Raw genomic sequence first — 19,978 nt, forward strand, 5'->3', positions numbered from 1 at the left:
CCGGGCCGCACCGCACGGGAGCGGTGCGGCCCGGAACCGGGTGCGGCCGGCTGTGACGTCGGCCATTTCCCCTTCCGGGCGGCCTGCCTACGCTGGTGCGGCACAGGCGGAGCAGCGCGGCTCCGCGCATCGAGCTCGCGGGACGGATCAGCCGGACACAGGCGAGCACGTTCCCGGGAGACCTGCCGCCGTGTCCCCTGATCCGACGGATCTCACGCCCGTCGCAGCCGCCTCAGCCCGCTGGCTCTCGAGCGCCTATCCCCCGCCCGGGGGTGCGCTCAGCCGTGCGCTGGCCGACGTCCAGGCCCGCCAGGCCGGGCTCCTCGCCGCGGCCCTGCGCTTCCCCACCGGCCTCGACGTACAGCTGCTCCATCTGCTGGGCCCCAGCGGGTCCCACCGTCTGGACGGGCTCACCGGACACCCACCGCCTCCGCAGGACGGCGGCTGGCGGAGCTGGGTCGACGAACACGTCGTCAGCTGGGCGGCCTGCCTTCTGGCGGAGCCCGCCCTGACCGTGCACGCCGTACGGGCCCTGGAGGGAACCGAGCACCGCGGCGCAGCCGGTCATCTGCGGCGGCTCACCGACCCCGGCACCCGGGATCTGGAAGCCACCGTCCTGCTCCGCCATCCGGACCTGCTCGAAACCGTCGCGGCCCTGCACCGGCCCCGGTTCCTGGAGACGCTGAGCCTCACCCCTCCACTCCCGTAGCGGTGTGGGCCGCGCCGACGGGCTTGGACTCCGGGGAGCCGCGCTGACGCAGGTAGACCGAGAGAATGGCCATCGAGGCGACGGCCAGGAGCTCGGACTGCCAGTTCTGGAGGGTACGGTTCCAGAAATCCGCCGAGCCCAGGTACTGCGCCCAGGAGACGGGTGCCTGCACTGACGCAGGTGCTGCTCGTTGTAGGCCGCCGCGCCGCTGATGGACTGGGCCAGCCAGGACCACAGGAAGATCGTGCCCATGACGATGCCCAGGGAGCGGGAGTACAGCTTCTGCCGCCACCCCTTGTCGGCCGCCCAGGGCGGCGCGTCGGGGCCCGCGTGGTCGCCGACCTTCTGCTCCCGGTCGCTCTCGACACCCGCCTCGCCGAGGCTCTTGGACTCGGGTGAACCGCGTTGCAGCAGCCAGACGGTGCCGAAGATGTAGTGATCCAGACGTCGATGGGCCCGAAGGCCTGCTCGGCGGCGTCGGCGGCCCGCTCGACCTGCCGGGCGTCGGCGGTGTCGGCGATCTGGACGAGCGCACGGCCTCCGAGGGATTCCACCTCTTTCGCGGCGGCCTCCAGGCCCGCCCGGCCGCGCGCGAGCAGGACCACGTCGGCGCCGCGCTCGCCGTAGAGGCGCGCGACGGCGCGGCCGATGCCGGCGCTCGCTCCGGTGACGACGACGGTCTCGGACATGGTCGACTCCCTCTGGTCGTGGCGGGGATGCGCGGTGGGTGGGTGGGGCGGGTGCCTCCCGCTGTCAGGCCACGCGGTAGGGCTCTGCCCGCTCCTGGTCGAGGACCAGGCCGAGGCCGGGTGCGCCGTCGGCGCCGGGCGTGACGCTGCCGCCGTGGGCGGAGAGGACTCCGTGGAAGAAGGTGCGTTCGATGCGGACGTGGTCGTGGAACCATTCGAGGTGGCGGCAGTTGGGCACGGTGGCGGCGGCGTGCGCGTGGGCGTGCGGGGCGCAGTGGCCGGAGATGTCGATGCCGTGGGCCTCGGCGAGGGCGGCGGCGCGCAGCCAGACGGTGATGCCGCCGCAGCGGGTGACGTCGGCCTGGAGGCAGTCCACCGCTCCGGCGGCGAGCAGGTGGGCCAAGTACGGCAGGCTGTAGCCGTACTCGCCGGCCGTCACGTCCTGGGGCACCTGCTCGCGGATCGCGGCGAGGGCGGCCGGGTGGTCGGAGGAGACCGGTTCCTCGAGCCAGGTCACGCCCTCGTCGGCGAGTGCCCGGCCCACCCGCGCGGCCTGTTTGGCGCCGTAGCCGCCGTTGGCGTCGACGTACAGCTCGGTGGTCCCGCCGATGACGGCTCGGGCTCGGGCCACGCGCCGCCGGTCGCGCTCCTCGCGGCGTCCCCACGACTCCGCGATCTTGATCTTGACGCGGGGGATGCCGTCGCCCTCGGTCCAGCCGCGCAGTTGCCGTTCCAGCTGTTCGTCGTCGTACGTGGTGAAGCCGCCGCTGCCGTAGACCGGCACCTCGTCCCGGGCCGCGCCCAGCAGCCGCACGAGCGGCAGGCCGAGCAGGCGGGCCTTGCAGTCCCACAGCGCGATGTCGACGGCCGAGACCGCCTGGGCGGCCACGCCGGGCAGCCCGGCGTTGCGCACCGCCCGGCGCATGGCCTCGTTGATCCGTGGCACGTCGAGGGCGTCGGAGCCGGTGACCACGCCGGCCAGCAGGTCGTCGACGACACGTGCCGTCGCGGCGGGCGCGTAGGTGTAGCCGAGGCCCGTGACGCTCCCGCAGTCGACGCTCGCCAGGACCAGGGTCGTGCTGTCCCAGGCGAGGGTGCCGTCGGCCTCGGGGGCGTCGGTGGGCACGGTGTAGACGGCCGTGCCCACCCGCTCCACGACCGGGCTGTCGCTCATGTGCCGTCCTTCTCGTCCCGGTGGGCCTCCTTCGCCCCGGGGCGGTCCGCGCGGTGGCGGTGGCCGGGCAGGAGGTCCTGGACCTTGGCCTTGAAGCCCTGGCGGACCATGGCCGCGCGGTCGCTGTCGCCCTTGAGGACCGAGGACGCCGCCGCCTCGATCTGGTCGAGGCTCGCATGCGGCGGGATCGGCGGGACGGCGGGGTCGGTCACGAAGTCCAGGACGCAGGGCCGGTCGGCGGCCAGCGCGGCCGTCCAGGCGTCCACGACGTCGCCCGGCTTCTCGACCCGTATGCCCTTCAGCCCCACCATGCGGGCGAAGTCGGCGTAGGGGATGTCGGGGATCGACTGCGAGGGCAGGAACTGCGGGGCGCCTTCCATCGCCCGCATCTCCCAGGTGACCTGGTTGAGGTCCTGGTTGTTCAGCACCGCCACGATCAGCCGGGGGTCCTCCCATTCGTGGTGGTACTTGGCGACGGTGATCAGCTCGGCCATGCCGTTCATCTGCATGGCCCCGTCGCCGACGAGCGCGATCGCCGGCCGGTCGCCGTGTGCGAACTTGGCGCCGATCGCGTACGGCACCCCGGGGCCCATCGTGGCGAGCGTGCCCGACAGCGAACCGCGCATGGCGCCGCGCAGCCGCAGATGGCGGGCGTACCAGTTGGCGGCCGAACCGGAGTCGGAGGACAGGATGACGTTCTCCGGCAGCAGGGCGTCCAGCGCGTGGACGACGTACTCGGGGTTGACCGGGTCGGCGTCGACCGCGGCGCGCCGCTGCATGACCTCCCACCAGCGGGCGGTGTTCTTCTCGATCTGCTCGCGCCAGCTGCGGTGCCTGTTCGTCTCGAGCAGCGGCAGCAGCCGGGTGAGCGTCTCGCGGGCGTCGCCGACGAGGTTGACCTCGAACGGGTAGCGCAGCCCGACCATGTGCGGGTCGATGTCGATCTGCACCGCCCGCGCCTGCCCGAACTCGGGCAGGAACTGGGTGTACGGGAAGGAGGAGCCGATGACGAGGAGGGTGTCGCAACGCATCATCAGCTCGTACGAGGGCCGGGTGCCCAGCAGTCCGATGGAGCCGGTGACGTACGGCAGGTCGTCGTCGAGGGCGTCCTTGCCCAGCAGCGCCTTCGCCACGCCGGCGCCGAGCCGGTCGGCGACCGCCATGACCTCCTGCCGGGCCCCGCGGGCTCCCTGCCCGACCAGGAGCGCGACCTTCTCGCCCGCGTTGAGCACCTCGGCGGCCCGCGTGAGGTCCTCGTCGCGCGGCACCGGGGCGTACTGCGGCGCACCGAGGCTGGACGGCACCATCTTGAAGGCGTGGCCGGGCGGCGCGTAGTCCAGTTCCTGGACGTCGGCGGGGATGATCAGGGCGGTGACGGAGCGGCGGGCCACGGCGGTGCGGATCGCGCGGTCCAGGACGTTGGGGAGCTGTTCGGGGACGGTGACCATCTCGCAGAAGTCGGAGGCGACGTCCTTGTAGAGGCTGATCAGGTCGACCTCCTGCTGGTAGGAGCCGCCCATGGCGCTGCGGTTGGTCTGTCCGACGATCGCGACGACGGGCACGTGGTCGAGTTTGGCGTCGTACAGCCCGTTGAGGAGGTGGATGGCGCCGGGGCCGGACGTGGCGGCGCACACGCCGACCCGGCCGGAGAACTTGGCGTAGCCGACGGCTTCGAAGGCCGCCATCTCCTCGTGCCGGGCCTGGATGAAGCGGGGGTTGTCGTCGGCACGGCCCCAGGCCGCGAGCAGACCGTTGATGCCGTCGCCGGGGTAGGCGAAGACATGGTCCACTCCCCAGGCGCGCAGGCGCTCGAGGAGATGGTCGGAAACCTTCTGCGACATGGTCGACTGCCTTTCCGGTGGTGGCTTTCGTGACGAGGGGTCAGGGGTGGCGCAGCGAGCGGACGGCGGCGCGGCCGGCGGCCGTGGCGGCGGTCGCCGTCACGGTGGCCGCGGCCGCGGTGGCCGTCCAGCGGGACGTCCGGGAGGGCGGGGCGGGGCGTACGGCGAGGCGTTCGGGGTGCTCGCCCGGGAGCGTGCCGTCGAGGCCGAGGGCCAGGACCTCGGCGAGGTGCAGGGCCCGCCGTCCGGTGCCGCCCTGTTCGATCTGGGTACGGCAGCTGAAGCCGTCCGCGAGGACGAGACGGTCCGGGGCGGCGGCGCGGACCGCGGGCAGGACGCCCAGTTCGGCGACGTCCGTGGAGATCTCGTGGTGGCCGCGTTCGAAGCCGAAGTTGCCGGCCAGGCCGCAGCAGCCCTCGTCGAGGACGTCGGCGTCCAGGTGGGCGCGGCGCATCAGCTCGCGGTCCGCGTCGAACTTCATGACGGCGTGCTGGTGGCAGTGGGTCTGGACGGTCGCCCGCCGGCCGAGCGGCGGGGGCCGCCAGTCGTCGGGCGCGTGGTGGACGAGGTGTTCGGCGAAGGTGCGGACCTGCCCTGCCAGCCGGAGCACGTCCTGGTCGGCGGGCATCAGGTCGGGGGCGTCGGAGCGGAACACCGCGGTACAGGACGGTTCGAGCCCGATGACCGGGGTGCCGGCCTCCAGGTAGGGGCGCAGCACGCCGAGGGTGTGGCGGAGCACCTTCCGGGCGCGTGGCAGCTGCCCGGTGGAGATCCAGGTGAGTCCGCAGCACACCGGGCGGGTGGGGACGGTGACGCGGAAGCCGGCGTCCTCCAGGACGCGTACGGCCGACACGGCGATCGCGGGATGGAAGGAGTTGCTGAAGGTGTCCGGCCACAGGACGACGGTGCGCGGGTCGGCCGGGTCGGGTTCGTCGGCGTGGTGGCCCTGCCACCACTGCTGGAAGGACCGCGTGGCGAAGACGGGTGCCGCCCGTGCCTCGTCGACGCCGGCCAGTCGCTTGCCCGCCCCGGCGAGACCGGGCGCGTGCAGGGCGCTGTTGACCAGCCGGGGCGCGGTGCGGGCCAGCCGGGCCCACACGGGGAGCCAGCCCATGGAGTAGTGGGCGGCGGGGCGCGGCCGTCCCTCGTAGTGGTGGGCGAGGAACTCCGCCTTGAGGGTGGCCATGTCGACGCCCGTCGGGCAGTCCGACTTGCAGCCCTTGCAGGCCAGGCAGAGGTCCAGTGCGTCGCGTACCTCGGTGGAGCGCCAGCCGTCGGGGACGGCCGAGTCGGGGTGGCCGTCGAGCATCTCGAACAGCAGCCTGGCGCGGCCGCGGGTGGAGTGTTCCTCCTCCATGGTGGCCCGGTAGGAGGGGCACATGACACCGCCGGTGTGGCCGCGGCAGTTGCCGATGCCGACACAGCGCATGACCGCCCGGTTGAAGGAGTGGTCGTCCTCGGGGAAGCCGAAGTGCGTCGGCGGGGTCCTCGGGTGCCAGGTGGGCCCGAGGCGCAGCTGGCCGTCGAGGGGGTGGGGGTGGACGATCTTGCCGGGGTTCATACGGTTGCCGGGGTCGAACAGCGCCTTCAGCTCGCCGAACGCGGTCACGAGCCGCTCGCCGAACATCCGGGTGAGCAGCTCTCCCCGGGACTGGCCGTCGCCGTGCTCGCCGGAGAGGGAACCGCCGTAGGAGACGACGAGGTCGGCGGCCCGCTCCAGGAAGCGGCGGAAGTCGGCCACGCCTTCGGCGGTCCGGAGCCCGAACGGGATGCGGGTGTGGACGCAGCCCTGTCCGAAGTGCCCGTACAGGGACGGATGGTCGTACCCGAACTCCCCGAACAGCTCCTTCAGGTCCCGCAGATAGTCCCCGAGCCGCTCGGGCGGCACGGCCGAGTCCTCCCAGCCCTCCCAGGTCTCGCGGTCGTCGGGCGGACGGGCGGTGACGCCCAGCCCGGCCTCGCGCGCCCTGAGCATGCGCTGCTCGCGTTCGGGATCGTCGGAGAAGGCGACGTCGGCGTCCTTCTCGGTGCGGTCGACGGCGCGCAGCAGGGCGTGTGCCTGCTCGTCCACCTCCTCCTGGCTGTCGCCGGCGAACTGCAGCATCAGCCAGCTGTCGCCCTGCGGCAGGGCGTCGAGGGACGCCAGGTAGGCGCCTTCCTCACGCATCAGCTGGGCCATCCGGCCGTCCAGCGCCTCCAGCTGTCCGGGCGAACAGTGCTCCAGCAGCCGGGGTACGTCGTCGGCGGCGGCGCAGATGTCGTCGTAGCCGAGGACCAGCAGCGACTGGTACGCGGGCACCGGCACCAGGTCGAGCTCGGCGTGCAGCACGGTCGCCAGGGTTTCCTCGCTGCCGACCAGCGTCCGCGCCACGTCGAAGCCGTTCTCGGGGAGCAGGGAGTCGAGGTTGTAGCCGGAGACCCGGCGCGGGATCTTCGGATAGCCGCGGCGGATTTCGGCGAGGTACTCGGTGACGACCCGGTCCAGGCCGGCGTACAGCTCGGCGCGGGGGCCGCCCTCGGCGGCGATCCGGGCCCGCTCGGCCTTCGACGTCGGCCCGGCCCACATCCGCAGGCCGTCGTAGGTGAGCACCTCCAGACGGCGGACGTTGTCGACGGTCTTGCCGTACGCCTGCGCGGACGCGCCGCACGAGTTGTTGCCGATCATGCCGCCCAGGGCGCAGTGGCTGTGCGTGGAGGGTTTGGGGCCGAACTGGAGCCGGTGGGCCGCCAGCCGCCGGTTGAGCGCGTCCAGCACGATGCCCGGTTCGACCACGCAGGTCCGGGCGTCGGGATCGACGGCGACGAGCCGGTGGCAGTACTTGCTCCAGTCGATCACCACGGCGGGGTTGGTCGACTGTCCGGCGAGGCTGGTCCCGCCGCCGCGGGAGAGGACCGGGGCACCGAACCGGGCGCACACGCGCACCGCCTCGGCCGCGCCCTCCACCGTCCGGGGCACCACGACCCCGATCGGGAGCTGCCGGTAGTTGGAGCCGTCCGTGGCGTAGGCGCCCCTGCTGCCCGCGTCGAACCTGACCTCGGCGTCCGTTTCCTCGGCGAGCGCCGCCGTCAGTGCCGCCACGTCCACGTCTGCCGACGTACCGGGGGGAGGGGGACGAGTCATCAGGAGAACCGCCTTCCTGAGCCGGGGCTGCCGCTCCCCGGGTACCCGGCTCGGAAGGAGGCAAGGGTGCGCTTTCGGGGGTGCCTCACAGCGATCCCGGACCTCGCCGCGGCGCCGGCCGCTGTCGATCAGCCCGGGCGGGCCGCGCGCCGTCGGGGTGCAGGACCGCCTTGGTCCAGCCCTGGTCGCGGCGGTCGATGTGTGCGTGGGCCGACGGCGCCTCGCGGCGGCCCTGCCGTTCTCAGGGGGCGAGCGCGTCCTCGACCGTCGGCCGGATGTCGAGGACGGTGTCCGCTCCGGTCAGCTCCAGGACCCTGCGCAGCGGCGGCGCCGGTCTGGCCACGTACAGCCGCGCGGCGGCCGTGCGGTTGAAGGTCAGCAGGACGTTCAGGACGGTGGAGTCCGCGATGGTGAGTCCGGCCGCGTCCACGACCACCTTGGAGAAGGACGCGGCCCCCGCCTCCAGGGCCGCGCTCAGCGAGGGGGTCGAGTTGGAGTCGAAGGCGCCGTGCACGGCGACCACCCATGCGCCTTCCTGCTCATGCTGGCTCAGGTACGGCAGCCCGGCGGCGTGCGACCGCGTCGGATCCGACGGCCTGTCATCGCTGCCGCTCACGGAACTCATGGCGCGAGTATGGCGCGGAGATCGCTCTTCCGCGAGGAGGCGGGGCCTCCGGCTCACACGCCGGGCACCGGCTCCGCGGCGCCCGGTGCGTCCGGGCCGGCCTCCTGGAGGACGAGCAGGGCGATGTCGTCGAGGCGCTGCCCGGTGGTGCCGGACTCGCCGAGTACGGCGTCGATGAGCAGGTGCAGGTCCCGGTCGTCGGCCTCGGCGAGGTGCCGGGCGAGACGGGTGATGGACTCCTCCAGGTCGGCGCCCGGTGCTTCGACGAGTCCGTCGGTGTAGAGGGCCAGCAGCATCCCCTCGTCGAGCGGGATCTCGGTCACGGGGAACCCGGCGTCCGGGTCGATGCCGAGGAGCGGTCCGGGCACCACGTCCAGGGGCCGGCTCCCGCCGTCGGGAAGGCGCAGGATCGGTGGGGGGTGGCCGGCGCTGGCGAGGGTGACTCGTCGGCGGGCGAGGTCGAGGTGGGCGTAGAGACAGCTGGTGAACAGGTCGGGGTCGAGGTCGGTGAGGAGCCGGTTGGTGCGGTGCAGGACCTCGTCGGGGGGTGTGCCGAGGGTCGCGTGGGCGTGGACGGCGGTGCGTACCTGCCCCATCAGGGCGGCCGCGGCGACGTTGTGGCCCTGGACGTCGCCGATGACGGCGGCCGCCGTGGTGTCGCCGAGGCGGATCAGGTCGTAGAAGTCCCCTCCGATGTCCATGCCGCGGGTGGCGGGCAGGTAGCGCGCGGCGACGCTCAGGCCGTCGATCGCGGGGAGGGTGCGCGGGAGCAGCGCCTGCTGGAGGCCGTGGGCGAGTTCGAGTTTGGTGTCGTAGAGGCGGGCGCGGTCGAAGGCCTGGGCGATGAGCCCGGCGAGGGAGGTCAGGACCGCGCGTTCCTCGGCGGTGAACGGGTGGGGGCGGTCGTACGACAGGACGCAGAGGCCGACCGGGCGGCCGGAGATGATCAGGGGCAGGAAGGCCCAGGCCTGCTTTCCGCTGGCCGGCGGGGCCTCCGGGTGGGTGCGCCGCATGTCGTCCGGGTCGGCGTAGAACGCGGGGGTGCCGTCGGCCAGTACCTGTCCCGCCGGGGTGAAGGCGGTGTCCAGCGGGAGGCCGTCCAGGCGGGCGATGGAGTCGGAGGCGTAGCCGCGGTGGCCGGTGATCCGCAGCCGGCCCGCTTCGGCGGTGGACAGGACGAGCCCCTGGGCGCCGAAGGCGGGCATGATCTGGTCGGCCACCAGGTCGACGACGTCCTGCACGCCGACGACCTCGGTCAGTGCCGCGGCGAGATGCGTGAGCTGGTAGAGCTGGCCGGCGCGGGCCGACGTGTCGGCGGCGCCGGTCCGGGCGGCCGCCGGTGCGGAGGGCTCGTCGGCACTGCTGGGGAGGATGCGGACGCTGATGCCGCTGTCGTCCGGGTAGAGGTGGAGGTCGAGCCACTGGTCCGGCGGGCGGCACGCGCTGAAGGTGACGGGCTCGCGGCTGATCACGGCGGCACGGTAGCGGTCCTCGTAGAGGGGGGAGTCGAGCCAGCGCAGGGACTGCCAGGGCAACGTGCCCAGCAGGTGCGCCGCCTCACGGCCGAGGAGCTCCGCGGCGCCGGAGCTGACATAGGTGAAGCGCCCCTCCAGGTCCAGCGCGCAGCTGCCGCCGGGCAGGCGCTCGACGAGGTCGGCGACGGCGAGCTCCGGGGGCGCGGACCGGTGGCCGGTTCCGAGGGGAACCGCGCGCGGCCGCTCGCGGGGGGCCGACCAGGGCCGTACGGCGGCCTCCTCCAGCAGCCGGGCCAGACGGCCGCAACTGGACATGATGTTGCCGCGCTCGCGCGGGGTCATGGGGGAGGGGCGCGGGGCGGGCCACATCAGCAGCAGGGTCCCCCACCGCCGGACGCCGGTGACCGGCGCGGCCGCCAGCGCCAGCGGGTAGGGGAGGACCATCGCGGTGCGCGGATAGGAGAGGACCATCTCCTCCTGGCTGCCGACCCACACCATCCGTGCCTCACGCACGGCGTCGGCCACGGGTGCCGGAGAGGCGAGCGGGACCCTCGTCCAGGGTGCGGCGAACTCGACCGGTGCGCCGCACACCGCGTCCAGGTGCAGCACCGTCTCGTCCGGTGCGAGCAGGTACAGGGCACCGATGGACGCTCCCGTCCGGCGCACCGTCTCCGCGAAGGCGGCGTCCAACGCCTCGGTGTGCGCCCGCGGATCGGCCCTACCGGTCATGCCCTGTGCTCCTCTCGGGGCGCGGGTCGTCGTGGACGGCCGGAGGTGTCCAGCGTAGTCGCGCCGCGGTCGTCACGGGATCGGCGCGCCCCCGGGTGCTCACCCACGTGCAGGACGATCCGCCGTACGGCGGGCGGAGAGGCCGCGGCTCCCGTAGGGTCGCAGTGCCAGCGCGTGCGGTTGCGGCGGCACGGTGTGGTCCGGCGCCGGTGTGTGCGGCGTCGGTGTGGTCCAGCGTTCCTTCGCACGTGTCCGAGCGACGAGGAGTGCCCATGTCAGGACGGTTCGAGGCGACGGTCGAGGTGGAGCGGCCCATCGCCGAGGTGTTCGCCTACCTTGCCGACGGGCGCAACGACCCGCAGTTCAGCCCGCGGGTGCTCAGGATCGAACGGATCCCGGACGGGCCGACCGCGGTGGGCACCGTCTTCCGGAGCACCGTCAAGGACGCCGGGATGAAGACCGCGCGCGAGTTCCGCATCACCGCTCTCGAAGCCCCGGTGCTGCTCCGGTGGGCCGAGGTCTCGAAGAACAGCGTGACGGCGAGCGAAGGCGGCTACGACCTGACGCCGTTGCCGGACGGCGGCACGCGGGTGCGGATCCACAACCTGCTGGAGGGCCACGGGCTGGGCAAGCTCCTCGTCGGCCTGGCGCTGGGCGCGGCCCGCAAGGACGCCGACGCGTTCGGCCGGCGGATCAAGACCGCGGCGGAGGCGGCGATCGCGCCCTCCGCCTGACGACGTCCGCCCGCCGGACCGGCGGAGCGGAACGCCACCGTCAGTTCCCGGTGCCGGCGTCAGCTCCCGGTGCCGGCTGCACCGGGGCGAATGGACTCCCCACAGAGGAAGAAGGCCGAGAAGCGCTGACCGCGCGCCTCGCCCGCCGCGTGGACGCCGGGTACCGCTGCCGCGGTCAGCGTCCCTGGGTCGGGCGCCGGCGCGGTCCCTGCCCGGGGCGGCGGGATCGCCGTACGGGTGCGGGCCGGTCCTCGGGCCCGGCGGTGGGTGAGGAGAAGCCCCCCGGGACGACGGGCCGCGCCGGGGCCGGCACCTGCCCCGCGGTCTGCTCGGGCTTGCGGTGGGGGGCAGCGGCGCGGGCGACGACCGTGGCGTGCGGGATCAGCGGGGCGCACATCGTGCAGACCTCCTCCACGCTCCACACCTGGCCCACCGTGGCGTCGTGACGCAGGATCATCACCACGGAGCCCGCGCAGCGCACCCTGCTCTCATGGGGTGCGCACTCCGTCGAACCGCAGTGGCAGCGGGCGTTGGGGCGAACCGTGGCCGCCTTCGCGTGCGCGGCGGCGTGCTGGGCGGCGAAGGAGCGCAACGCCGCGAGGTCCTTGGACCGCTGCGGCATCCGGCATGCCGTGGTGCTGCAGGTGAGGGTGGCGGAGCGGTCGCCGTGCCCGGTGAGGCGGACGGTCCAGGCGCGTCCGGGCACACGGTCGGCTGAGGAATCGGTGGAGGCTGTCGTCACGGCACGGCTACCCGTTCTGATCGATAGATGGTGTCGGTCCACTATGCGCTACGCGGCCGCCCGACGGACAGCAGGTTGCCGCCTCCTTGCGACACCGCCTTCTCGTCAGGCGCGCGACAGCGTCGCCGAGCCTGGTGACGAGAGCCCGACCCCACCACCCACACCCGCGTCCTCGGCCTGCTCGTCGACATCCGGCGACGCACCGGTGTCGCCTGCCTGTTCGTCTCGCACGACCTCGCGGTCATCCGGCACGTCAGCCGTCGCACGTCAGCCATCGTGCGGGCGTCGTCCACCGGGCGACATCGTCGAGACCGGCCCGGCGGGCGGGCCCGGCCGCACAGCGCCCGCGGCGCGCCGCACGGCAACGCCGTGACGTCCGCGGGGCCGCTCCGTCCGTCGCGGGCCGCCTGTCCGCCCGGACGCCGGGCGAGGTCCCGGGAGGTACGGCACCTGCCCGGGCGTCGTCCGCCGGCCGCCCCCACGTCCGGCGCCTGGGTCAGGCCGGGTGCGGCGGCGTGATGCCGAGCCGCTGCGCGAGTTCCCCGGCGTCGACGCCGTACGTCTCCCGGATCCGTATGCCCTCGGAGCCGACGTCGAAGACGCCGTGGTCGGTGTAGACGCGGCTGACGCAACCGAGGCCGGTGAGGGGGTAGGCGCACCGCGGGACGAGCTTGGGCTCGCCGGAGCGGGTGAAGAGCGTCATCATCACGTAGACGTCCTTGGCTCCGATGGCGAGGTCCATGGCGCCGCCGACGGCGGGGATGTCGTCGGGCCTGCCGGTGGTCCAGTTGGCGAGGTCGCCGTTGAAGGCGACCTCGTAGGCGCCGAGGACACAGACGTCGAGGTGGCCGCCGCGCATCATGGCGAAGGAGTCGGCGTGGTGGAAGTAGGCCGCGCCCGGCAGTTCGGTCACCGGGACCTTGCCCGCGTTGGTCAGGTCGGGGTCGATGGCGTCACCCTCGGCCTTCGGCCCCATGTTGAGCATGCCGTTCTCGGTGTGCAGCACCACTCCGGAGCCGGCCGGCAGATGGTCGGCGATCTTGGTGGGCTGCCCGATGCCGAGGTTGACGAAGGAGCCGGCCGGGATGTCGCGGGCGACCACGGCGGCCAGTTCGTCCATCGAGAGACGGTGGTCGGCGCTCCTCGGCGGCCCGGGGTACGCCCGGTCGGCGGTCGTGGTGGTCATCGGGCCCCCTGGACGGTGTAGTGACGGGCGGTCACCTGGACGATCCGGTCGACGTAGATGGACGGGGTGACGACGGCCTCGGGGTCGATCGTCCCCGGCTCGACGACCTGGTCGACCTGGACGATGGTCGTCGTCGCGGCCGTGGCCATGACCGGTCCGAAGTTACGGGCCGTCCTGCGGTAGACGAGGTTGCCCATCGTGTCCGCGACATGGGCACCGATCAGCGCGTAGTCACCCTTGATCGGGTACTCCAACAGGTACGTGCGGCCGTCGATCTCGCGCACCTCCTTGCCCTCCGCCAGCGGTGTGCCGACCGCGGTCGGGCAGTAGAAGGCGCCGATGCCGGCGCCGGCCGCGCGCATCCGCTCGGCGAGGTTGCCCTGCGGCACCACCTCGAGTTCGATCTTCCCGGCGCGGTAGAGGTCGTCGAAGACCCAGGAGTCGGACTGGCGCGGGAAGGAGCACAGCACCTTGCGCACCCGGCCTGCGGCCAGCAGCGCCGCCAGGCCGACATCGCCGTTGCCCGCGTTGTTGGACACGATGGTGAGGTCCTTCGCGCCCTGCCGGATGAGCGCGTCGATCAGGTCGAACGGCATTCCCGCCAGGCCGAAGCCGCCGACCAGGACGGTCGCGCCGTCCTCGATGCCGGCGACCGCCGCATCCGCGCTGTCGAGGATCTCCGCCCGGCTCACCGGTCCGCCCCCGTCACGGCGCAGTTCTCCAGGACGACGGCCAGGCCCTGGCCCACCCCGATGCAGATGGTGGCGACGCCGTAACGCTGTCGCGTCTCGCGCAGCACCTTGGCCAGGGTGGCGAGGATGCGGCCGCCGGAGGCGCCCAGCGGGTGGCCGATCGCGAGGGCGCCGCCCTTCTGGTTGACGATCGCGGGGTCGATCTTCCAGGCGTCGAGGCAGGCGAGCGACTGCACGGCGAACGCCTCGTTGATCTCGACGGCGCCCACCTGGTCCCAGCCGATCCCGGCCCGCGCCAGCGCCCGGTTCGCGGCCTCGACCGGGGCGTAGCCGAAGGACTGCGGCTCCAGCGCCATCACCCCGCGGCCGGCGATGCGGGCGAGAGGGTCGGTTCCGATCGTGGCCGCGGCCTTCTCGCCGCCGAGCAGCACCGCGGAGGCGCCGTCGTTGAGCGGACTGGCGTTGCCCGCGGTGATGGTGCCGCCCTGCTCCGGGGTGCGGAAGACCGGCTTGAGCCCGGCCAGCGCCTCGGGTGTGGATCCGGGGCGGATGCCCTCGTCGCGGGTGAGGTCGACGCCGTCGACCGGCGTCACCAGGTCGTCGTAGAAGCCCGACTCCCAGGCGGCGTGGGCGAGTCGGTGGGAGCGGGCGGCGAACTCGTCCTGCCGCTCGCGGGAGATCCCGAAGCGCTCCCGCAGTTGTTCGTTGGCCTCGCCGAGGCTGACCGTCCACTCCTTCGGCATCCGCGGGTTGACCAGCCGCCAGCCGAGCGTGGTCGAGACCGCGGTGACGTCGCCGGCCGGGAACGGCTTCGCCGACTTGGGCAGGACCCAGGGCGCACGCGTCATCGACTCGACGCCGCCGGTCAGCACCACGTCCGCGTCGCCGGACTCGATGGTCCGGCTGGCCGTCATCGCCGCGTCGAGGCTGGAGCCGCACAGCCGGTTGACCGTGGTGCCGGGCACGCTCACCGGGAGGCCGGCGAGCAGCGCCGCCATGCGGCCGACGTTGCGGTTGTCCTCGCCGGCGCCGTTGGCGTTGCCCCAGACCACGTCGTCGATGGCGGCGGGGTCGAGGCCCGGCACCCGGGCGAGCGTCGAGGTGATCGCGGCGGCGGCGAGGTCGTCGGGGCGCACCCCGGCCAGTGCGCCGTTGAAGCGGCCGAACGGGGTTCGGGTCGCGGCGTAGAGGAAAGCACTCATGCCAGCGACGCTAGTGCCCGTAAGCGATATTCTGAAGTACGCATATCCCGGCCGATTGATATGGGTGACATATGGATCTGCGGCACCTGCGGTACTTCGTGACGGTGGCCGAGGAGCGGCACTTCGGGCGGGCGGCCGAGCGGCTCCACATGGCGCAGCCGCCGCTGTCCCAGCAGATCCGGCAGTTGGAGGCGGAGCTCGGCGTCCAGCTGTTGCAGCGGACCACGCGCCGCGTCGACCTGACCGAGGCGGGCCGGACCTATCTGGCACGGGCGCGCGCGATCCTCGCCGATGTCGACGAGGCCGCCCACCAGGCACGGCTCGTCGCGGCCGGCTCCGTCGGGCACCTGGCGATCGGGTGTGTCGGCTCGGCGACGTACAGCCTCCTGCCCGCGCTCTCGCGCCGTCTCACGGCGGAACTGCCCGGCGTCGACTTCTCCTTCCGCGGCGAGATGCTCGCGCCCGACCAGGTCGACGCGCTGCGCGCCGGCGCGATCGACGTGGCGCTGCTGCGCCCGGTGGCGGCCGACCTCTCCCTCACCGTGCACACCCTGCGCCGGGACCGGCTGGTCGTCGCCGTACCGGTCGACCACCCGCTCGCCCGCCGGAAACGGCTGCGCGTCGCGGACCTGGCGGGGACCGACCTCATCGTGCACTCCGCCGACCGCCGGTCGGTGATGTACGACGTCGTCCTGGGCCTGTTGCGCGACGCCGGCGTCGAACCGCGCATCCGGCACGAGGTCGGTGAGACCTCGACGCTGGTGACCCTCGTGGCCGGCGGCCTCGGCGTCGCGGTGGTACCGCAACCGGTGACGGCGCTGGCGCTCGACGGCGTCGCCTACCTGCCGCTGTCCGGGGCCGACGCCCGCGTGGAGCTGGCCGTGGCCCACCGGGCCGACCGCGCCGAACCGCACCTGGCCCGCACCGTGGGGATCATCCGGGCGGTGATCTGAGGTGCGGCCCACCGAGGACGCCGCAGCGGCCCTCGACGTGGCGCGGCGGATCAGGTCCGGCATCTGTCACATCAACGGCGCCACCGTGCACGACGCGCTCTGGATCACGATCCAGTCCGGATCCCGCCACTACCCCGTCTGACGACCTGTACCGGAAATCCCCGCCTCTCCAAGGAGTCGCCCATGTCGCAGGCGGACGGAGACCGCCACGAGATCCGGCAGCTCGTCGAGAACTGGGCGCTGTGGCGCGACGCCGGGAACTGGGACCGCTTCGCCTCGCTCTGGCATCCGCGCGACGGCTGGATGACCGCCACCTGGTTCCGGGCAGCGCCGGCGACTTCATCAGGGCCAGTCGTGAGAGCTTCGAGAACGGAGTCAGGATCCGTCACTTCCTGGGCGGTCACACCGCGGACATCACCGGCGACCGCGCCGTGGCCCAGACCAAGATGACCATCACCCGGCGTGCGACCATCGAAGGCGTAGAGGTCGACGTCGTCTGCACGGGCCGCTTCCTCCACTTCCTCGCCCGCCACGAGGGACGCTGGACTCTCGTACGCAGGCAGCCGATCTATGAGCGGGACCGGCTCGACACCGTCGACCCCGCCGCCTCGCCGACCCTGGATCCCGGCCTCCCGAACCGGTTTCCCGGCCGGGTACGGGCACCTGGCCCACCTGCAGACGAAGGCGGGTTTCACGGTGCGGCAGGGACTCCCCGGCCTCACCGGCACAGCGGTCGAGCAGTTCTACTCGGAAGGCAAGCAGTGGCTGACGGAAGCCTGATGCGGTTCACCCACGAGACCCTGCCCCAGCGGGTGGTGTTCGCGGCGGGCGGATCGCCCTCCGCCGTGGCGGCGGAGGCGCGGATCGCCCAGGCCCTCGGCACCGGCCACGGCACGACCCGCACGGCGAGCGCCGGGCTCGCCGCCCTGCGCGAGGTGCTGGGCGCACCGCGGGCCCTGCGTGACTACGGCATGCCCGAGGAGGGCATCGCCAAGGCACTGGAACCGATCATCAAGGCGATCCCGGCCGGCAATCCCACACCTGTCACCCACGCGAACCTGACCCGGCTGCTGCAGGCGGCGTGGGCCGGCGAACCGATCAGCTGAGAGAGGCCGCATGGCAACCTACGTCAACCCGGACCCGGCCCGCCGCGACGGCACCGGCCCGGTCCACCGCGAGGTGTCGCCGGAGCAGCGGGCGATCGAGCAGCGGCTCGTGGACAGCGTCGTCGCCTCCTTCGACGCCTGCGCGGACGCTCGGCTGAAGGAACTCATGGTCGGCCTGGTCAGACACCTGCACTCCTTCATCCGTGAGGTGCGGCTGACCGAGGAGGAGTGGGGCGCGGCGATCAATTTCCTCACCCGGGCCGGGCACATCACCGACGACGTCCGGCAGGAGTTCATCCTGTTGTCCGACACCCTCGGTGCGAGCATGCAGACGATCAACGTCAACAACCAGTCGTACGAGGGCGCCACGGAGGCGACCGTCTTCGGTCCGTTCTTCGGTCCGTTCTTCGAGTCATGGCCGGAAGACTGACCGGCAGGACGGCCGTCGTGACGGGGGGCAGCACCGGCATCGGCCAGGAGATCGCCCGCAGGCTCGCGGCGGAGGGGGCGGACATCGCGGTCGCGGACGTCGAGCCGGCCGACGGGACGCGGGCCCTCGTCGAGCGGACCGGCCGTCGCTTCTTCAGCGCCGAGGTCGACGTCTGCGACGAGGACGCCGTCCACGCTTTCGCCGCACGCGTCCGCGGCGCGCTCGGCACCACCGACATCCTGGTGCGTGGACGGCGCCTTCCTCACCGCCAGGGCGTTCCTGCCGGACCTGAAGGCCTCAGAGGCGGGACGGATCGTCAACATCACCTCCTCCAGCTACTGGACTCTCCTACGTCTCCGCCAAGGGGGCCCTGAACGGCGCGTCCCGTGGCCGTCGTCAGCTCTCGGCCCGCTCCACGGGGAGCCACAGCTCGGCGTCCGCCTCCGTCCCGTCCGGGGACAGCCGGGTGCGCAGGATCTCCGGACCGGGCCTGCTGCGGTACGGATTGGACGGGAACCACTGGGTGAACACGTCCCGCCACAGCTCCTGGATGGCTTGCGGCGCGGGCCCCGAGGCGGTGAAGACCGCCCAGGTGCCGGCCGGGACGGCGAGCACCGAGGCGCCCTCGGGGGCGGCGGCGGACGTGATCACCCCTTGGTAGTAGTCCAGCTCGGTGCCCTCGGCCCGGCTCGGGTCCAGGTCGTCGCAGACCGCGACGATGCCCCGCGGCTCCTGGTCGGACAGCTTCTCCAACTGCTCCAGCCGTCGCCGGCCGATGCCGCGGACGAAGTCGATGATGGCCTGGTTCGGCCCCCTGTGCACCAGAGGCACCCGGGCCCTGGGCCCCACGACCGTGAAGTCCGGCCGGTCCACCACGCGATAGCGCATGCTGCTGTTCCCTTCTACGGTGAGGCGGAAGGACAACCGCGGCTGGGAGACGAGCGCGGCGCCGGTGCGCCGGGCCTCCCCCGGGCCCACGCCGTGCATGGCCCGGAACGCCCGGGCGAACGCCTCGCCCGAGCCGTAGCCGTACCGCACCGCGATCTCCAGCAGCGACTCCCGGCCCGCGAGCACCTCGGCGCCGGCGACGGTGAGCCGGCGCCGCCGGACGTACTCCGACAGCGGCATGCCCGCGAGCGCGGAGAACATCCGGCGCAGGTGGTACTCCGAGGTGGCGGCGACGCGGGCCAGTTCGGTCACGTCGACCTGCCCGTCGAGACGGCCCTCGATGTCCTCCATGGCCTGGTTGAGACGCTCCAGCACGTCCGGTCCCCTTCCCTTTCCCGGTCACCAGACTAGGAAGCGGCTCCCTCCCCGACCCGACATCCTGTGCCCGATCGGATCAGGTACGGTCGCTCTCCGCGGGCGCGGGGGACGCCGGAACCGTCAGCAGGGACAGATGGGCGAGGTCTCCGGGCGGGGGTGTCGTCACCGACCACAGCGGTGCGGGGGAACCGTCGGCGATCGCGGCCGGGGCGTCGGTCAGTTTCATCCGCTCGCGCAGGCGGCCGTAGAAGTCCATCGGGCCCAGCCGGACGGCGCGCAGACGGCGCGGCGCGGCGTACACGCCGATCCAGTCCCCCGGGTCGAGCACGCCCCGCAGCTGGCCGTCGATGCTGACCGCGGCCGGCCCCGACCGGTCGAGGAGACGCAGCCCGACCGGCTCGTCGGGCGCGGTGACGACCGAACGGTCGAAGGTCATGTGCGGGGCGACCGGGGTGAAGACGAGAGCCTCCGCACGGGGCGAGACGACGGGCCCGCCCGCGGCGAAACTGTAGGCCGTCGAGCCGGTCGGGGTGGCGACGAGCAGCGCGTCGGCCGAGTAGGAGGCCAGGAGCCTGCCGGAGACATAGACCCCGACGGACACCTGCCGGTCCCGGACCAGCTTCTCCAGGACGACGTCGTTGAGCGCGGTGACGTCCAGCGGGATGCCCCAGTCCTTGTCGACCTCGCAGTCCTGGCGCACCTGCGGAGGCGGCAGGAGCGGTCCGCGGCCGTACCCGATGAGCGATTCCATGCCCGCCGGCACCTCCAGCCTGCGCGAGGCCCGCAGGGCGAGCAGCATGCGGCTGTCGACCTCGAACCGGTCCTCGCGGACCGCGTCCAGCGCCGAGCGCACCGCGGCGGCCGACACCTCCGTCAGGAAGCCCACCCGGCCCAGGTCGACCCCCAGGACCAGGGAGCCGTTCTCGGCGGCCAGCCGTGCGCCGCGCAGGAAGGTGCCGTCGCCGCCCAGGGTCACCACGAGGTCGGGGTCGCCTCCCGCCTCGACCTCCTCGCGGGCGTCGCGCCGCCCGCCGTCGTGCCACACGTCGATGTCCGTGCACCGCACGGCGTGCTTCCCGCACCAGGCGCGGACCAGTCCGGCCGCCGCGACGGCCTCCGGGCGTCCGCCGTGCACGACCAGGCCGAGCCGGTTCACTGTCACATGCGCCTCCGGGCGATCTGGGTCACCGAACGGCGGCCCCGGTACGCAGCACTCCGTTCCCCTCTCCTCGATGGTGGCGCGGACGGACCCGCCTTGTCTCCTCCGCGCCGCCCATTCGGCCCGCCGGCACCCCGGCCGCGGC

At 73.2% G+C, this 19,978-nt stretch carries 17 protein-coding genes and 5 pseudogenes; 9 read left to right on the plus strand and 13 right to left on the minus strand.

The window, feature by feature from the left end:
- The first annotated feature begins 190 nt into the window (after nucleotides 1–190).
- Nucleotides 191–709, plus strand: coding sequence for a hypothetical protein (locus tag AQJ58_RS23315; protein ID WP_067253037.1), 519 nt, complete (start codon nucleotides 191–193; stop codon nucleotides 707–709).
- Here the strand turns inward: AQJ58_RS23315 and AQJ58_RS23320 are convergent.
- The 7 genes and pseudogenes from AQJ58_RS23320 to AQJ58_RS23345 all read right to left on the minus strand — a co-directional run.
- Nucleotides 690–1,144 (minus strand): annotated as a pseudogene (locus AQJ58_RS23320) (DUF6766 family protein); the annotation flags it as partial. The gene AQJ58_RS23315 and the pseudogene AQJ58_RS23320 overlap by 20 nt on opposite strands.
- A gap of 2 nt (nucleotides 1,145–1,146) precedes the next feature.
- Nucleotides 1,147–1,398: pseudogene (locus AQJ58_RS41265) on the minus strand (SDR family NAD(P)-dependent oxidoreductase); the annotation flags it as partial.
- A 64-nt stretch (nucleotides 1,399–1,462) separates the two neighbouring features.
- Nucleotides 1,463–2,572, minus strand: a complete 1,110-nt coding sequence (locus tag AQJ58_RS23325; protein ID WP_067253039.1) for an enolase C-terminal domain-like protein — start codon at nucleotides 2,570–2,572, stop codon at nucleotides 1,463–1,465.
- Nucleotides 2,569–4,413, minus strand: a complete 1,845-nt coding sequence (locus AQJ58_RS23330; protein ID WP_067253040.1) for a thiamine pyrophosphate-requiring protein — start codon at nucleotides 4,411–4,413, stop codon at nucleotides 2,569–2,571. The genes AQJ58_RS23325 and AQJ58_RS23330 overlap by 4 nt, the downstream gene beginning before the upstream one ends.
- Before the next feature lie 40 nt (nucleotides 4,414–4,453).
- Nucleotides 4,454–7,534, minus strand: a complete 3,081-nt coding sequence (locus AQJ58_RS23335) for an FAD-binding and (Fe-S)-binding domain-containing protein (RefSeq protein ID WP_067253042.1) — start codon at nucleotides 7,532–7,534, stop codon at nucleotides 4,454–4,456.
- 241 nt (nucleotides 7,535–7,775) lie between these two features.
- Nucleotides 7,776–8,159: an STAS domain-containing protein gene (locus AQJ58_RS23340; protein ID WP_067253044.1), complete on the minus strand. Its 384-nt coding sequence runs from the start codon at nucleotides 8,157–8,159 to the stop codon at nucleotides 7,776–7,778.
- Nucleotides 8,160–8,212: 53 nt separating this feature from the next.
- Nucleotides 8,213–10,363 carry a SpoIIE family protein phosphatase gene (locus tag AQJ58_RS23345; RefSeq protein ID WP_067253047.1) on the minus strand — a complete coding sequence of 717 codons (2,151 nt, stop codon included), beginning with the start codon at nucleotides 10,361–10,363 and terminating at the stop codon, nucleotides 8,213–8,215.
- Between the two features lie 272 nt (nucleotides 10,364–10,635).
- Here AQJ58_RS23345 and AQJ58_RS23350 point away from each other — a divergent pair, with 272 nt between their 5' ends.
- On the plus strand, nucleotides 10,636–11,097 hold the full coding sequence (locus tag AQJ58_RS23350; RefSeq protein ID WP_067253048.1) for an SRPBCC family protein: 462 nt from the start codon (nucleotides 10,636–10,638) through the stop codon (nucleotides 11,095–11,097).
- Nucleotides 11,098–11,272: 175 nt separating this feature from the next.
- Here AQJ58_RS23350 and AQJ58_RS23355 read toward each other — a convergent pair whose 3' ends face one another.
- From AQJ58_RS23355 to AQJ58_RS23370, 4 genes are all read right to left on the minus strand, one after another.
- A complete protein-coding gene (locus AQJ58_RS23355; RefSeq protein ID WP_067253050.1) occupies nucleotides 11,273–11,839 on the minus strand; it encodes a hypothetical protein in 567 nt (188 codons plus the stop codon).
- A 496-nt stretch (nucleotides 11,840–12,335) separates the two neighbouring features.
- Nucleotides 12,336–13,025, minus strand: a complete 690-nt coding sequence (locus tag AQJ58_RS23360) for a 3-oxoacid CoA-transferase subunit B (RefSeq protein ID WP_067253052.1) — start codon at nucleotides 13,023–13,025, stop codon at nucleotides 12,336–12,338.
- A complete protein-coding gene (locus tag AQJ58_RS23365) occupies nucleotides 13,022–13,717 on the minus strand; it encodes a 3-oxoacid CoA-transferase subunit A (RefSeq protein ID WP_067253054.1) in 696 nt (231 codons plus the stop codon). The genes AQJ58_RS23360 and AQJ58_RS23365 overlap by 4 nt, the downstream gene beginning before the upstream one ends.
- Nucleotides 13,714–14,919, minus strand: a complete 1,206-nt coding sequence (locus tag AQJ58_RS23370; protein WP_067253056.1) for a thiolase family protein — start codon at nucleotides 14,917–14,919, stop codon at nucleotides 13,714–13,716. Before AQJ58_RS23370 ends, AQJ58_RS23365 begins: the two co-directional genes overlap by 4 nt.
- A 71-nt stretch (nucleotides 14,920–14,990) precedes the next feature.
- On the opposite strand from AQJ58_RS23370, the gene AQJ58_RS23375 reads away from it, so the two are divergent.
- From AQJ58_RS23375 to AQJ58_RS23395, 7 genes and pseudogenes are all read left to right on the plus strand, one after another.
- Nucleotides 14,991–15,872, plus strand: coding sequence for a LysR substrate-binding domain-containing protein (locus AQJ58_RS23375; protein ID WP_067253058.1), 882 nt, complete (start codon nucleotides 14,991–14,993; stop codon nucleotides 15,870–15,872).
- Nucleotide 15,873: 1 nt separating this feature from the next.
- A complete protein-coding gene (locus tag AQJ58_RS43430) occupies nucleotides 15,874–16,014 on the plus strand; it encodes a hypothetical protein (RefSeq protein ID WP_159056299.1) in 141 nt (46 codons plus the stop codon).
- A gap of 41 nt (nucleotides 16,015–16,055) precedes the next feature.
- Nucleotides 16,056–16,187, plus strand: a pseudogene (locus AQJ58_RS45440) (nuclear transport factor 2 family protein); the annotation flags it as partial.
- 77 nt (nucleotides 16,188–16,264) lie between these two features.
- Nucleotides 16,265–16,372: pseudogene (locus AQJ58_RS45445) on the plus strand (nuclear transport factor 2 family protein); the annotation flags it as partial.
- Between the two features lie 261 nt (nucleotides 16,373–16,633).
- On the plus strand, nucleotides 16,634–16,978 hold the full coding sequence (locus tag AQJ58_RS23385; RefSeq protein ID WP_234360267.1) for a dehydroquinate synthase/iron-containing alcohol dehydrogenase family protein: 345 nt from the start codon (nucleotides 16,634–16,636) through the stop codon (nucleotides 16,976–16,978).
- A gap of 10 nt (nucleotides 16,979–16,988) precedes the next feature.
- Nucleotides 16,989–17,375 (plus strand): annotated as a pseudogene (locus AQJ58_RS23390) (dioxygenase); the annotation flags it as partial.
- A gap of 17 nt (nucleotides 17,376–17,392) precedes the next feature.
- The gene (locus tag AQJ58_RS23395) at nucleotides 17,393–17,782 is read left to right on the plus strand and encodes an SDR family NAD(P)-dependent oxidoreductase (RefSeq protein WP_159056300.1); all 390 of its coding nucleotides are present in this window, start codon (nucleotides 17,393–17,395) and stop codon (nucleotides 17,780–17,782) included.
- A 22-nt stretch (nucleotides 17,783–17,804) separates the two neighbouring features.
- On the opposite strand, the gene AQJ58_RS23400 is transcribed toward AQJ58_RS23395, so the two are convergent.
- Nucleotides 17,805–18,671: an AraC family transcriptional regulator gene (locus AQJ58_RS23400; protein ID WP_067253064.1), complete on the minus strand. Its 867-nt coding sequence runs from the start codon at nucleotides 18,669–18,671 to the stop codon at nucleotides 17,805–17,807.
- 79 nt (nucleotides 18,672–18,750) lie between these two features.
- Complete coding sequence (locus AQJ58_RS23405) at nucleotides 18,751–19,836, minus strand: NAD(+)/NADH kinase (RefSeq protein ID WP_067253066.1); 1,086 nt, start codon at nucleotides 19,834–19,836, stop codon at nucleotides 18,751–18,753.
- Between the last annotated feature and the right edge of the window lie 142 nt (nucleotides 19,837–19,978).

The sequence above is a fragment of the Streptomyces sp. DSM 15324 genome (genome assembly GCF_001514285.1).
In the GTDB taxonomy this organism is placed as follows: domain Bacteria; phylum Actinomycetota; class Actinomycetes; order Streptomycetales; family Streptomycetaceae; genus Streptomyces.

What these genes read in the sequence shown, in the direction of transcription:
- AQJ58_RS23335 (WP_067253042.1), bottom strand. Translation starts at nt 7,534, where the DNA reads ATGACTCGTCCCCCTCCCCCCGGTACGTCGGCAGACGTGGACGTGGCG.
- AQJ58_RS23350 (WP_067253048.1), top strand. Translation starts at nt 10,636, where the DNA reads ATGTCAGGACGGTTCGAGGCGACGGTCGAGGTGGAGCGGCCCATCGCC.
- AQJ58_RS23340 (WP_067253044.1), bottom strand. Translation starts at nt 8,159, where the DNA reads ATGAGTTCCGTGAGCGGCAGCGATGACAGGCCGTCGGATCCGACGCGG.
- AQJ58_RS23345 (WP_067253047.1), bottom strand. Translation starts at nt 10,363, where the DNA reads ATGACCGGTAGGGCCGATCCGCGGGCGCACACCGAGGCGTTGGACGCC.
- AQJ58_RS23330 (WP_067253040.1), bottom strand. Translation starts at nt 4,413, where the DNA reads ATGTCGCAGAAGGTTTCCGACCATCTCCTCGAGCGCCTGCGCGCCTGG.
- AQJ58_RS23375 (WP_067253058.1), top strand. Translation starts at nt 14,991, where the DNA reads ATGGATCTGCGGCACCTGCGGTACTTCGTGACGGTGGCCGAGGAGCGG.
- AQJ58_RS23395 (WP_159056300.1), top strand. Translation starts at nt 17,393, where the DNA reads ATGGCCGGAAGACTGACCGGCAGGACGGCCGTCGTGACGGGGGGCAGC.
- AQJ58_RS23325 (WP_067253039.1), bottom strand. Translation starts at nt 2,572, where the DNA reads ATGAGCGACAGCCCGGTCGTGGAGCGGGTGGGCACGGCCGTCTACACC.
- AQJ58_RS23360 (WP_067253052.1), bottom strand. Translation starts at nt 13,025, where the DNA reads ATGACCACCACGACCGCCGACCGGGCGTACCCCGGGCCGCCGAGGAGC.
- AQJ58_RS23370 (WP_067253056.1), bottom strand. Translation starts at nt 14,919, where the DNA reads ATGAGTGCTTTCCTCTACGCCGCGACCCGAACCCCGTTCGGCCGCTTC.